We start from the raw sequence: 15616 nt of genomic DNA, 5'->3' as shown, positions 1-15616 counted from the left end.
AAGACGGTGGCCAAGGGTGCTGGAAACACGCAGTCAGGTCTACGCTCGTGTATGGAGGAGCTCATGCAGGAAGAAGCCTTCTCTCCGGTGTTGCCGACCTCCGTGGGGCCCAGGCCTTGACGGCCCGCGCCCCATGGGCACTGCTGGCCGGACTGGGCCTGGCAGTGCCGGGTCTTGCCCAGCAGCCGCCCGTCGCCCCCGACGTCGACGCCCAGATCCGCCAGCAGCGCGAGCTGGAACGCCAGCGCAGTCTCCCCCAGCCGACGGCCCCGAGGCCCGCCACGCAAGGTGAAGGCGCGCGCGTTCCCGAAGGCCCGACGCTGCTCGTCAAGCGCTTCGTCTTCGAAGGCAACGAGCGCTACACCAGCGAGCAGCTGGCGCCGATCGTCGCGCCCTACCTGCAGCGCCGCGTCACGCTGGGCGAGCTGGAGCTGGCCGCCGCCGACGTGGCGCGCTACTACCGTGCCGCCGGCTGGGTGGCCCGCGTGATCGTGCCGCCGCAGCAGGTGGACGAAGGCACCGTGCGGCTCAAGGTGATCGAGGCGGTGCTGGGCCAGACGCGCTTCTCGCAGGGCACCGATACCGCCGCGCTGCCGGTGCGCCCCGGCGTCATCGTCGGCAGCGTGCAGTCGCGCCAGGCGCCGGGCGCCAAGTTCAACATCCCCGCGGTCGAACGCGGCCTGCTGCTGGCCAACGACCTGCCGGGCATCGGCGTCGCGGGCAGCCAGGCGGCCGGCGCGAAGGAGGCGGAGACCGACGTGGTGCTGGACGTCAGCAGCAAGGGCGCCGTCTTCGGCGAGGCCTCGCTGGACAACCTCGGCGCCCGCTCCACCGGCGCCGCGCGGGCCACCGGCCGCATCGGCTTGAACAGCCCCGCGCACTTCGGCGAGCAGCTCGACGCGATCGTGCAGGTCACCGAGTACATGCGCTACCTGCGCGTCGGCGGCTCGGTGCCGCTGGGCGCCGACGGCCTGCGCCTGGGCGCCAATGCGGCCTACCTGCACTACCGCGTGGGCGCCGACTTCTCCGCGCTGGAGCCGCGCGGCAGCTCGAAGACGCTCGGGGCCGACCTGCTCTACCCCGCGATCCGCAGCGCCAGCCACAACCTCTACCTCGACGCCGCCGTCGAGCACAAGCGCCCGTACAACACCGCCAGCACCGGCACGATCAGCGACTACTCGATCGACAACCTGCTGTTCAAGCTGGACGGCAACGCCTTCGACCAGATCGGCGGCGGCGGCATCAGCACCGGCAACCTCACCTTCGTGCTGGGCCATGTGAAGCTGAGCGATTCGCCCGCGGCCTACGTCGCCGCCGACGCGGCCGGCCCCAGGGTGGCCGGCACCTTCCAGGCGCTGCGCTACCGCTTCACGCGCATGCAGCGGCTCGGCGGTGACTGGAGCCTCCAGGCGGGCTTCAGCGGCCAGCAGGCCGACAAGAACCTGGACTCGGCCGAGAAGCTCTACCTCGGCGGCCCCTACGGCGTGCGCGCCTATCCGGTCAACGAGGCCGGCGGCTCCAGCGGCCAACTGCTCAACGTGGACCTCAAGTGGCGGCTGCCCGCAGCGGCGCCCTGGGGCTTCGAGCTGAGCGCCTTCTACGACCGCGGCCACATCCGCAACCCGTACAGCGTACCCGGCCAGCTGGGCACCTACTCGCTGAGCGGCTGGGGCCTGGGCCTGGCCGTCGACGCGCCCTACCGGACACGGCTCTCGGCCATCGTGGCCCGCCGCATCGGCGACAACCCCGGCGCCAATGCCCAGGGGCGCGATCAGGACGGCAGCCTGGACCGCACGCGGTTCTGGCTGACGGGCACCGTCAGCTTCTAGAAGCTCATTCAAGACGCCCGCAGGCCGGGCGCCCGTGCAGTGTCGACAGTGGAGTGTTTGTCGCATGAACAGGATCTTCAAGCTCGTCTGGAGTACCGCCGTCAACGGCTGGTGCGTCGTCTCCGAAACCGTCAGCGCCCGGGGCAAGGCCTCGCGCGCCGGCTGCGGTGGCGGCGGCAGCAGCGCCTCGCCCTGGCTGGCCGGCCTGTTCTTCTCGATCCCGATCGCGGCGCTGGCCGCGCCCCCTGCGGCCAACCAGCTGCCCACCGGCGGCCAGGTGGTCGCCGGCCAGGCCACGGTCAGTGCAAATAACGCAGCAGCTCAGCTGACCGTCAACCAGGGCACCAACCGCGCCGCGATCAACTGGCAGAGCTTCGACATCGGCTCATCGGCCAAGGTCACCTTCAACCAGCCGAACGCGCAGAGCGTCACGCTGAATCGCGTGGTCGGCGTCGCGCCGAGCCAGATCTTCGGCCAGCTCACGGCCAACGGCAGCGTCTACATCGTCAACCCCAGCGGCGTGCTGTTCGCGCCCGGCGCGCAGGTGGACGTGGGCGGCCTCGTCGCCTCGACGATGGCGATCAGCAACGACGACTTCATGGCCGGCAAGGCGGTCTTCAGCCGCAACGGCAGCACCGCGTCGGTCGTCAACCTGGGGCAGATCAAGGCTGCCGACTACATCGCCCTGCTCGCCCCCGAGGTGCGCAACGAGGGCGTGCTCGTGGCCCAGGCCGGCACCATCGCGCTGGCCGCCGGCGAGGCGGTGACGCTGGACTTCGGCCCCGACAGCAAGCTGCAGGGCATCGCCGTCACGCCGGCGCAGATCAAGACCCTGGTGGAGAACCGCCGCGCGGTGATCGCCGAGGGCGGGCAGATCATCCTGGCCAGCCGGGCGGTGGACGCGCTGCTGGGCAGCGTGGTCAACAGCGGCACGCTGAGCGCCAGCAGCATCGTCGACAAGGGCGGCGTCGTCACGATCACGGCCGATGCGATCACGCTGGCCGACAGCTCGGCGATCAGCGCCGACGGCACCACCGGCGGCCGCATCCAGGTCGGCTCGATGCAGAGCACGCAAACCAGCGCCGCCGGCACGCTCAGCGCGCGCGGCAGCAGCGGCGCGGGCGGCGCCGTCGAGACCTCGGCGCAACACCTGACCCTCGGCGCCGTCGCGGTGGACACCACCGGCGCCACCGCCACCGGCCAGTGGCTGCTCGACCCCTACGACCTCACCGTGGGCAGCTCCAGCGCGTCTACGATCAGCACCAACCTCGCCACCACCAACGTCACGCTGCAGACCACCGCCAGCGGCACCAGCGGCCCCGGCACGGCCAACGCCTCGGGCAGCGGCGACATCACGATCAACAGCGCCATCACGTGGAGCAGCGCCAACACGCTGACGCTGGACGCCTATCGCAACATCAGCATCAACGCGGCGGTCACCGCCAGCGGCACCGGCAAGGTGGTGATGATCACCGGCGACACCGGCGGCAACCAGACCAGCACCGGCGGCGACTACAGCTTCAACCTCGGCAACAGCGGCTTCGGCGGCAGCCTCAATTTCACCGGCACGGCCAACGCGGGCCAGGCGCTGACGATCAACGGCAACGCCTACACGCTGCTGTACGACATGAGCGCCACGGCCAACCTCGGCCTGGGCAGCCTCAACGGTAAGACCACCGGCTACTACGCGCTGGCCAGGAACATCACGAGCGCCGGCACGACGACGGCCTCGGTCGTGTCCAGCTTCGGCCTGAGCAGCGGCGCGCACACCGGCACGTTCTCGGGCCTGGGCCATACGGTGGACGGGCTGACGATCAACGTCTCGTCCGGCAGCATCTATGGCTTCTTCGGCACCGTCTACGGCACGGTGCGCGACTTCGGCATCACCACGGGCGCCATCAATTCCAGCAACAACGGCATCACCTACATGGGCCTGCTGGCCGGCCAGACCAGCGGCGCGACGATCAAGAACGTCTATTCCACGGGCACCGTCCAGAGCAGCAACAACAGCAACAGCTACGGCGGCGGCCTGATCGGCCAGCTGGCCACGAGCTCGCTCGACAAGGCGTGGTCCAGCGCCTCGGTGAGCCTGCCGCTGGCCCAGGACATCGGCGGCCTGATCGGGCAGGTCACCACCACATCCACGCTCACGTCCTCGGTCACCAACAGCTATGCCACCGGCAACGTCACGTCCAGCACCTCCGGCGGCGGCCCGGCCGGCGGCTTGATCGGCGGCATCAACCACAACGGCAGCGTCAACTTCCTGGGCGCGACGGTGGACAACTCCTACGCCACCGGCACCGTCACCAGCAACATCTACACCGGCGGCCTGATCGGCTACATCCAGAACGGCAGCACGACCAACTACAACACGATCAGCAACTCCTACGCCACCGGCACCGTCACGAACGGCTCGGGCGGATACGCCGGCGGCCTGGTGGGCCAGGCCGCGCTTGGCTACACCACGTTCACCAACGTCCATGCCAGCGGCAACGTCACCACATCCGGCAACAACGCAGGCGGGCTGATCGGGAACACCTCGGGCAACTACAACCCGACCGAGACCATCATCATCACCAAGGCCTACGCGACCGGCAACGTGACGGGCACCTCCGCGAGTTCCAGCAGCATCGGCGGCCTGATCGGCGACAGCACGAACACGCGGGTCAGCGTCTCCTTCTCCGCCGGCAACGTCAGCGCGGCCCAGTACTTCGGCGGCCTGATCGGCGCGGCGCGCAACAGCACCACGCTGACGGATGTCTATGAAACCGGCAACGTCACCAGCAACGGCCTGAACACGCCCTACGCCATCGGCGGCCTGGTCGGCTACGTCGCCGGGGCCACCGTCGCGATCACCAACGCCTATTCCTCGGGCACCACCCCCACGGCCAATAGCGCCAACAACGTGGCCGCCTCCATCGGCCAGGGCGCCGGCTCGACCCTCACCAACGTCTACTACGACTCCACCAAGGAAGGCAGCACCGCCTACGGCAGCAGCGCACCCAGCAGCGTCACCGGCGGCGGCGCCAAGACCACTTCGCAGCTGCAAAACGGCACGCTGCCCTCGGGCTACAGCGGCACGATCTGGGAATCCACGGCTGGCTACTACCCGTACTTCGACTTCATGTTCCCGGGCGGCACGATGTCGATCAGCGGCACGGCCTACACCTCGGCCGGGGCCACGGCCAACTCGGGCACGGTCCAGCTCTACGCGAACGGCAGCGCCCTGTTCACGCTCGGCGGCACCATCACGACCAACGGCAGCACCGGCACCTACAGCGCGCTGGTCGGCGCCGGCAGCGTCACCGCCAGCACCAAGCTGGCCGGGACGCTGACGCTCAACGGCGCCGGCTCGGTCAGCGGCCTCAGCTACACCGACGCGCCGACCACGAGCGGGGCCAATGTCGTCGGCTTCGACCTGCGCCAGGGCCTGTTCCTGAGCACCACCAGCGACACCACCAACAGCACGCTGCAGACCAACCTGGCCGGCGCGCTGGGCAGCAGCAGCTACACCAGCCTCAAGACCACGCTCGACACCGCGCTCTGGCAGATCAATGCCAGCGGCAACTTCAGCGTGGACAGCGCGCTGAGCCACGGCGGCAGCAGCGGCCTCACGGCGGGCGGCAACCTCTCGCTGGATGCCGCCGTCACCGCCACCGGCAGCACGCTGATGCTCAAGGCCGGCGGCACCGTCACCGACGGCGCCAGCGGCGCGATCACGGCCACCAACCTGGCGCTGCTGGGCGGCGCGGTGACGCTGGACGGCACGAGCAACAACGTGACGACGCTGGCCGCCAGCGGCGTCGGCAGCCTGAGCTACACGGATTCCAACTCACTGACCGTGGACAGCCTCGCCGGCCTGAACACCGGCGTCACCGCGGCCAGCATCAATGGCGCGACCACGACGGTGACCGGCGTTGCAGCCAGCGGCGACGTGCTGCTCGGCAGCACCGGCACCAACGGACTGACCATCAACAGCGCCGTGCAGACCAGCTCCGCCGCGGCTGATGCCACCATCACCCTGCGTTCCGGCCAGAACCTGCAGGTGGCCGACGGCGTGGCCGTCGGCGGCACCGGGACGAACAAGGCCAACGTGGTGCTGTGGGCCGGCTACTCGACCACCGGCTTCCGCGGCGTGGCGAAGCTCGGCAACGGCACGGTCGACACCAAGGGCGGCCTGTTCTACCTCGGCGGTGCGCAGGGCACCGACAGCAATGGCGGTGTGGCCAGCTACAACGGCGTCTCGGTGCCCTCGAGCGAGGCGGCCGCCTTCGTCAGCGGCAACCCGAGCGGCGCCACGCTGACGGGCACCACCATCACCACCGGCGGCGGCGACATCGTCATCAAGGGCCGCGCCAACGTCAGCAGTGCCGCCAGCTACGTGAGCGGCGTGGACCTGCACGGCGCCACGCTGTCCTCGGGCAGCGGCAGTATCGCCATCACCGGCACGGTGAACGCCACCTCGCTTGGCAACTCGGCGGCGGGCATCACCATCGACGGCGCCACCAGCATCGCCGCCACCGGCGCCGGCACGGTCGCGATCACCGGCAGCGACGTGCGCACCAATGCGCTCACCAGCTTCTCGCGCGGGGTGCAGATCACCGCCGGGAACGGCAGCAACGTGGCCATCACGACGCAGAGCGGTGCGCTGACGGTCAGCGGCACGGACAGCAGCACCGGCACCACCTCCGACGCGCTGCGCCTGGAGAACACTGCCCCCGCCACCGCCACGCTGAAGATCACCTCCGCCAGCGGCGACGTCACGCTCAGCGGCAACCAGAGCTCCGGCGGCGCCACCTCTGGCGTGCAGGGCATCGACTTCATCGCCGACGGCGCCGCCGCGGCGGGCGCGATCCGCATCGGCGCCGACGGTGCGAGCAGCTACACCGGCAACCTGATCGTGCGCGGCAGCACCATCACGCACGGCAGCGGCACCACCGCCACCGGCGCCGTCACGCTGAACGGCACCGGCAGCCTGACGATGGACTCGCCCGGCACTTCCTTCACCCAGGGCTTCACGCTCGACAGCATCTACGCCACCGGCACCACGCACACGGCGCTGACCGTGGGCAAGTCCACCAACACGGCGGCGGTGTCGCTGCCGGTGGCCCAATCGGCCGCGGGCCCGGTCACGATCAGCGGCGGCGCCGTCGCCATCGGCGCCTCGCTGAGCAGCACCGGCAGCGGCAGCAACAACCTGATCACGCTGAGCGCCTCGACCAGCGCCACGCAGAGCGCCGGCACGCTGACCGCCAGCAACCTGCTGCTGCTGCGCGGCGGCAATTTCACGCTGACCCAGGCCGGCAACGCGATCGGCACGCTGGCGGCCAGCGGCGTCGGGAACGTCAGCTACGTGGACGTCGACGCGCTGACGCTCGGCAGCGTCGGCAGCACCAACGGCGTCAGCGGCAGCGGCACGCTCAACATCGTCACGACCAACGGCGACCTGACCGTGGCGCAGAACGTCGCCACCACCGACACGACGAGCGCGGCCATCACGCTGAACGCCGCGCTGAGCCGCGCGGCCGGCACGGCCACCGGCGGCAACATCGTCGTCAGCGGCAGCCCCTCGATCACGACCGGCGCCGGCGGCCGCGCCACGCTCTACAGCGGCAGCGCCAGCGGCGACACCTCGCTGGCCACGCTGATCGGCCTGGGCTCGGGCCGCTTCCGCTACAACAGCGACGAGAGCAGCACCAACTACACGACCGCGCTGGGCACCGGGCTGTACGGCATCTACCGCCAGTCGATCAACACCGCGGTGGCGGCCAGCACGGCCAGCATCGTCTACGGCACGGCCACGCCCAACCTGCTCGGCAGCAGCGGCACCGTCAACGGCGACACCGCCAGCGTGACGGTGCAGAGCCCGGTCACCTCGACCAGCGGCAAGCTGGTCGTCAACAGCTACACCGTGAGCCCCGACGTGACCGCGCTGGTGGGCCTGGGCTACACCAGCAGCGGCAACAGCAGCGGCACGCTGACCGTGACGCCCAAGGCGCTGAGCATCAGCGGCGTGACCGCCGTCAGCCGGGCCTATGACGGCACGACGGTCGCCACCCTCGGCGGCAGCGCCAGCATCGGCGGCGCGATCTCCGGGGACGACGTGAGCCTCTCCGGCGGCAGCACCGGCGCCTTCGCCGACAAGAACGTCGGCACCGGCAAGACGGTCACCGTCAGCTACAGCCTGGCCGGCGCCGACGCGGCCAACTACACCGCCGCCTCGGCCGGCGCGGTCACGGCCGACATCACGCCGAAGATCCTCACCGTCGGCGGCGTCGTGGCCAACAACAAGGTCTACGACGGCACCACCGCCGCCACGCTCAGCAACGACGGCTCGGTGAGCACCGGCGTGGGCGGCGAGACGCTGACGCTGAGCCACGGCACGGCCAGCTTCGCGGACGCCAACGTCGGCGCGGGCAAGACCGTCAGCGTGCTCGACTACGCGCTGGGCAACGGCAGCAACGGCGGCGTGGCGAGCAACTACCAGCTCTCCAGCACCACCGCCACCACCACCGCCGACATCGGCACCAAGGCGCTGACCGTCACCGCCAACCACGACGCCAAGCTGGTCACGCAAAGCGATGCCGCCGGCTACAACGGCGCCAGCTACAGCGGCTTCGTCGGCGCCGACACGGCCGGCTCGCTGGGCGGCTCGCTGGTGATCACCCGCGCGGGCCAGGGCACGGACGAAGCGGCCGGCACCTACAGCAACGCGCTGGTCGCCTCGGGCCTGAGCTCCAGCAACTACGCGATCAGCTTCGTGCCCGGCAGCTACACCGTGGTGGCCGCGGACACCCTGCTGATCAAGGCGGGCAGCCAGAGCGTCGTCTACGGCAGCGGCCTCGCCTACAGCGTGACCGCGCAGTACATCACCGCCGGCAACGTGATCCACACGCTCACGCAGACCGGCGGCTCGGGCAACAACTACGTGTTCAGCGACGGCGTGGGCGGCACCGCCACCGTGACGCTGACGCCGCAGGGCGCCGTCACCAGCACCGGCGGCTACCTCAACGTGGGCAGCTACGCGATCGCCGACGCGGCGCCGCAGCGCACCGGCAGCAACTTCACCGGCTTCCACTTCGTCGGCAATGCGGACGTGACGGCCAAGGGCGTCGCCGTCGGCACCGGCACGGTCACCAAGGTCTATGACGGTACGACCACGCTGACCGGCGTGACGCTCACGCCCGGCGGCACGATGGCCGGCGATGCGCTGGGCGTCACCGGGAGCGGCGACTTCGCGCAGAAGAACGTCGGCACCGGCCTCACCTACACGATCTCCGGCCTCGCGCTGACCCAGGCCGACGCCGCCAACTACTACCTCAGCGGCGGCAGCAGCCTCACCGCCAGCGACGGCAGCATCACGCCCAAGGCGCTGACGATCAGCGGCATCACCGCGAGCAGCAAGGTCTACGACCAGACCGTGGCGGCGACCGTCGACGTGAGCGGCGCGGTGTTCACCGGCCTGGTCAGCGGCGATGCGGTCACCGTCAGCGCCACCGGCGTGTTCGGCAACAAGAACGTCGGCACCGGCAAGACGGTGACGCTGACCAGCCTCAACGGCGGCGCCGACCTCGGCAACTACACCGTCTCCAACCAGGCCGCCACCAGCGCCGACATCACGCCCAAGGCATTGACGATCAGCGGCATCACCGCCGCCGACCGCGACTACAACGGCACGACCAACGCCACCGTCAGCACCGGCGGCATCCAGTACGCCGGCCTGATCGGCGGCGACGTGCTGGCCATCGCCTCGTCCACCGGCACCTTCGCCGACAAGCACGTGGGCAGCGGCAAGACGGTCTCGCTGGCCAACAGCTATGCCGGCGCTGACCTCGGCAACTACACGATCACCGACCAGGCCGGCACCACCGCCAGCATCACGCCGGCGGCGATCACGGTCAGCGCAGCCGACCTCACCAAGACCTACGACGGCGGCACCAGCGCCGCCGGCGCCGCGGCCGCGGTGGTCAGCGGCACGCTGTTCACCGGCGACACGCTGGTGGGCGGCAGCTTCGCCTACGCGGACAAGAACGCCGGCATCGGCAACAAGACGGTCACCGTCTCGGGCGTCACGATCAGCGACGGCAACAGCGGCAACGACTACACGCTGACCCTGGTGGACAACACCACCAGCACGATCAACCGCGCGGCGCTGAGCTACGGCGGCCTCACCGCCAGCAACAAGGTCTACGACGGCAACACGACGGCCAGCGTGGTCACCACCGGCGGCGCTTTCACCGGCCTGATCGGCGGCGACGACGTGACCCTCGGCAGCGCCAGCGGCACGTTCGACACCAAGAACGTCGGCACCGGCAAGACCGTGAGCCTGAGCGCCAGCTACGCCGGCGCGGACGTGGGCAACTACACGATCACGACCCAGGCCAGCACCACGGCCGACATCACGCCCGCCACGCTGACGATCAGCGGCATCACCGCCGCGGGCAAGGTCTACGACGGCACGAACGCGGCCACCGTCAGCACCAGCGGCGCCGTCTACGGCGGCCTGGTCAGCGGCGACCTCGTCAGCGTCAGTGCCACCGGCGTCTTCAGCGACAAGAACGCGGCCACCGGCAAGACCGTCACGCTGAGCAGCAGCTACAGCGGCGCCGACACCGGCAACTACACGATCGTCGACCAGGCCAGCACCACCGCCGACATCACGCCCAAGGCGCTGACGATCAGCGGCCTCACCGTGGCCGACCGCACCTACAACGGCACCGACGTGGCCAGCTTGATCACTAGCGGCGCCGTGCGCAGCGGCCTGGTCAGCGGCGACGTGGTGACGATCAGCGCCACCGGCCAGTTCGCCGACAAGAACGTGGGCACGGCCAAGGCCATCGCGCTGAGCAGCAGCTACGGCGGCGCGGACGCCGGCAACTACGCGATCACCGACCAGGCCGCCACCACCGCCAGCATCACGCCGGCCACCCTGGTGCTGACCGCGGCCAACCTCACCAAGACCTACGACAGCACCACCGCCGCCACCGGCGCGACGGCGGCCGTCGGCAGCGGCACGCTGTTCTCCGGCGACACCCTCAGCGGCGGCAGCTTCGCCTACGCGGACAAGAACTTCGGCATCGGCAACAAGACGCTGACCGTCTCGGGCGTGACCGTCAACGACGGCAACGGCGGCGCCAACTACACGGTCAGCTACGCCAGCAACACGACCAGCACGATCAACAAGGCGGGCCTCACGATCAGCGGCATCACCGCCGCGGACAAGGTCTACGACGGCACGGTCAACGCCACCGTCAGCACCACCGGCGCGGTCTACAGCGGCCTGTTCGGCGGGGATGTGGTCGTGGTGTCGGCCACCGGCGCCTTCACCGACGCCAATGCCGGCGTGGGCAAGACGGTCAACCTCAGCAGCAGCTACAGCGGCGCCGACGTCAACAACTACACCATCACCAGCCAGCCCACCGCGCTGGCCACGATCTTCACGAAGGGCCTGGTGGTCACCGCCAACGACGACGCGCGCTTCGTCACGCAGTCCGACAACGCGGGCTTCAACGGCGTCCACTACACCGGCTTCGTCGGCGGCGACACTGCGGCCAGCCTGAACACCAGCGGCCTCGCCGTCACCCGGCCCAACGCGGGCACCGACGTGGCCGCCGGCGTCTACAGCGGCGCCCTGGTGCCCAGCGGCGTGACCAGCAGCAACTACAACGTCACCTTCGCCAACGGCACCTACACGATCCTGGCCGCCAACAACGCGCTGGTGAAGACGGTCAACGTGGACACGCCCTACGGCGTCGTGCCGACCTACACGGTCGCCTCGGTCCAGTACATGGACGGCAGCAACGTCATCAGCAGCCTCACGCAGACCAGCCACACCGGCAACAGCTACGGCTACACCGACGGCGTCGGCGGCACGCTGAGCTTCACGCTCGGCCCGTCCGGCGCGACGACCAGCACCTCCGGCCGCGTCGTCGTCGGCAACTACACGATCGCGGACGCGGCGCCGGTCATCGGCGGCGGCAACCTGGCCGGTCCGGTCACCTTCATCGGCAACGAGGCGGTGCAGCAGGCGGCGGTGACCGTGTCGGCCGGCGGGGTCAGCAAGGTCTACGATGGCAACACCTCGATGAGCGGCGTCACGCTGAGCCTCAACGGCCAGTACGGCGGCGACGTGGTCACCGTCAGCGGCACGGGCGCCTTCTCGCAGAAGAACGTCGGCACCAACCTGAGCTACACCGTCAGCGGGCTCACGCTGGGCGGGGCCGACGGCGGCAACTACTACGTCACCGGCGGCACCTCGCTCGCGGGCAGCGACGGCAGCATCACGCCCAAGGCGCTGACCGTCAGCGGCATCACCGCCGCCAACAAGACCTACGACGGCACGAACAGCGCCACCGTCAGCGGCGCCGGCGTGAGCTTCGGCGGCCTGGTGGCCGGCGACAACGTGACGCTCTCGAGCCTCAGCGGCGCCTTCACCGACAAGAACGCCGGCATCGGCAAGACGGTCAACCTGAGCGAGAGCTTCGGCGGCACGGACGCCGGCAACTACACGATCACGCCGCAGGCAACGACGACCGCCACGATCAACCCACTGGCGCTGACGATCTCCGGCTCGCCCCCCGTCTCCGGCCTGAGCAAGGTCTACGACGGCACGACCCTGGTGCCCATCGACACCACCGGCGTCAGCCTGGTCGGGGTGCTGGGCGGCGACCAGGTCGGCCTCTCGGCGCAGGGCAATACCGCCGACAAGAACGTCGGCATCAACCTGCCGCTGACGATTGCCGCGCTGCTGGGCGGCACCGACGGCGGCAACTACAGCGTCACCGGCTTCCCGACGGTGGGCTCGGTCACTGTGTCGCCCAAGGCGCTGACGATCAGCGGCATCACCGCCGCCGACCGGCCCTATGACCAGACCACCAACGCCACCGTCAACACCACTGGCACGGTCTACGCCGGCCTGGTCTCCGGCGACCAGGTGACCATCGCCTCCAGCGGCAGCTTCGGCGATGCGCATGCGGGCGTGGGCAAGACGGTCAACCTCACGAACACCTACGGCGGCACCGACGCCGGCAACTACGCGATCACCGACCAGCCGACGACGACTGCCACGATCACGCCGCTGACCATCACCCCCGGAGGCACGCTGCCCGACACCAGCGCGCTGACCAAGGTCTACGACGGCACGACCAACGTACCGATCGACACCAGCGGCATCACGCTGGGCGGCGTGCTGCCGGGCGACCAGGTGGGCGTGAGCGCGAGCGGCACCACGGCGGACAAGAACGTCGGCACCAACCTGCCGGTCAGCGTCAGCGGCGGCCTCACCGGTGCCAATGCAGGCGACTATGTCTACGTGTTCCCGATCAGCTCGGGCCTGGTGACGGTGACGCCGAGGGCCCTGGTGCTCGGCGGCATCACCGCGGCGGACAAGGTCTACGACAGCACCCTCGCGGCGACGCTGGGCTTCGGCAGCGCCACGTTCACCGGCGTCGTCAGCGGCGACACGGTGGGCTACAGCACCAACGGCCTGTTCAGCGACAAGAACGTCGGCACCGCCAAGACGGTCAACCTCAACGCGGCCCTCACCGGCGCCGACGCGGGCAACTACACGCTGACCGGCCAGACCAGCACCACCGCCAGCATCACGCCGCTGATGCTGAGCCTCTCGGGCCTGCCCGACACCAACGGCCTCACCAAGACCTACGACGGCACCGTCAATGTGCCGATCGACACCAGCGGCGTCACGCTCGGCGGCCTGCTGCCGGGCGACCAGTTGGGCCTGTCGGCCAGCGGCACCACCGCGGACAAGAACGTCGGTGTGAACCTGCCGGTGACGATCGCCAGCCTGCTGACCGGCGCCGACGCGGGCAACTACGCCTTCACCGGCTTCCCGAGCTCGGGCCTGGTGACGGTGTCGCCCAAGGCACTGGTCGTCAGCGGCATCACCGCCGCCAGCCGCGCCTACGACCAGACGACCAGCGCCACGCTGAGCCTGGCCGGCATCAGCTACGCGGGCCTGGTGGCGGGCGACCAGTTCAGCGTCAGCGCCACCGGCAGCTTCGCCGACGCGCATGCCGGCGTGGGCAAGACGGTCAGCATCGTCAGCACCCACAACGGCGCCGACGCCGGCAACTACACGGTCACCGACCAGGCGACGACCACCGCCACCATCACCCCGCTGACGATCACCGCCGGCGGCACGCTGCCCGACACCAGCGGGCTCACCAAGGTCTACGACGGCACGACCAACGTGCCGATCGACACCAGCGGCATCACGCTGGGCGGCATCCTGCCCGGCGACCAGGTGGGCGTGAGCGCCAGCGGCACCACGCCGGACAAGAACGTCGGCAACAACATCCCGGTCAGCGTGACCGGCGGCCTCACCGGCGCCAACGCGGGCGACTACGTCTACGTGTTCCCGATCAGCTCGGGCCTGGTGACGGTCACGCCCAAGGCGCTGGTGCTGGCCGGCATCACCGCGCTGGACAAGGTCTACGACGCCACCATGGCCGCCACGCTGCGGCTGGGCAATGCCACCTTCAGCGGCGTCGTCAGCGGCGACGTCGTGGGCTACAGCACCGACGGCCGCTTCAGCGACAAGAACGTCGGCGCGGCCAAGACGGTGAGCCTCAACGCGGCCCTCACCGGCGCCGATGCGGCCAACTACACGCTGACCGGCCAGACCACCACCACGGCCAGCATCACGCCGCTGGTGCTGAGCCTGTCCGGCCTGCCCGACACCAACGGCCTGACGAAGACCTACGACGGCACCACGCTCGTGCCCATCGACACCAGCGGCGTCCACCTCGGCGGCCTGCTGCCGGGCGACCAGCTGGGCCTCTCGGCCAGCGGCACGACGGCGGACAAGAACGTCGGTGTGAACCTGCCGGTGTCCATCACCAGCCTGCTCACCGGCGCCGATGCGGGCAACTACGCCTTCACCGGCTTCCCCGGCTCGGGCCTGGTGACGGTGTCGCCGAAGGCGCTGGTCGTCAGCGGCATCACCGCCGACAACAAGGTCTACGATGCCACCATCGCCGCCACGGTCAACACCGGCGCCGCGACGCTGGCCGGCCTGATCGCCGGCGACCAGCTGAGCCTCGGCGCCACCGGCAGCTTCGCCGACAAGAACGCCGGCACCGGCAAGACGGTGAACCTGAGCAGCACTTACAGCGGCGCCGACGTCGGCAACTACGCGATCACCAGCCAGGCGACGACCACGGCCAACATCACGCCCAGGACCATCACCGTCGACAACCTGCCCGGCAGCGGCAACGGCGGCGCCACCGACTTCACCAAGACCTACGACGGCACGACCAACGTGCCGATCAACACCAGCGGCGTGACGATCGGCGGCGTGTTGCCCGGCGACAGCGTGGGCTACGGCGCCACCGGCACCACGGCCGACAAGAACGCCGGCAACGACAAGGCGGTGACGATCACCGGCGGCCTCACCGGCCCCGACGCCGGCAACTACCAGGTCACCGTACCCACCACCGCCACCGGCACGGTGGACGTGCTGCCGAAGACGGTCACCGTCATCGGCACGGTGGTGCTGCCCAAGATCTTCGACGGCACGACCAGCGCGGGCCTGACCGGGTCCATCCTCAGCCCCGGCGACGTGGTGCCGGGCGACCAGCTGAGCCTGACCAATGCCGGCACCGGCCAGTTCGCCGACCCGAACCCGGGCACCAACAAGCCGGTGACGACGAACATCGGCCTCGGCGGCGCCGATGCCGGCAACTACGCCATCGTGCAGCCGCAGGGCCTGACCGGCACGATCAGCAACGAGGCGGTCATCGTGCTGCCGCCCGCGCCGCCGACCGGGG

General features: G+C 70.2%; 2 protein-coding genes. Both read left to right on the top strand.

Going from position 1 to position 15616, the window contains the following annotated elements; translation table 11 throughout:
• The first annotated feature begins 116 nt into the window (after positions 1 to 116).
• The gene (locus B0W88_RS02670) at positions 117 to 1829 is read left to right on the top strand and encodes a ShlB/FhaC/HecB family hemolysin secretion/activation protein (protein WP_158080783.1); all 1713 of its coding nucleotides are present in this window, start codon (positions 117 to 119) and stop codon (positions 1827 to 1829) included.
• Positions 1830 to 1893: 64 nt separating this feature from the next.
• The coding region (locus B0W88_RS02665; protein WP_077033106.1) for a YDG domain-containing protein at positions 1894 to 15616 on the top strand (13723 nt) is incomplete at its 3' end.

It is taken from the genome of Pelomonas sp. KK5, from assembly GCF_001984095.1.
In the GTDB taxonomy this organism is placed as follows: domain Bacteria; phylum Pseudomonadota; class Gammaproteobacteria; order Burkholderiales; family Burkholderiaceae_C; genus KK5.
This window is presented reverse-complemented; position numbering and strand designations above follow the sequence as displayed.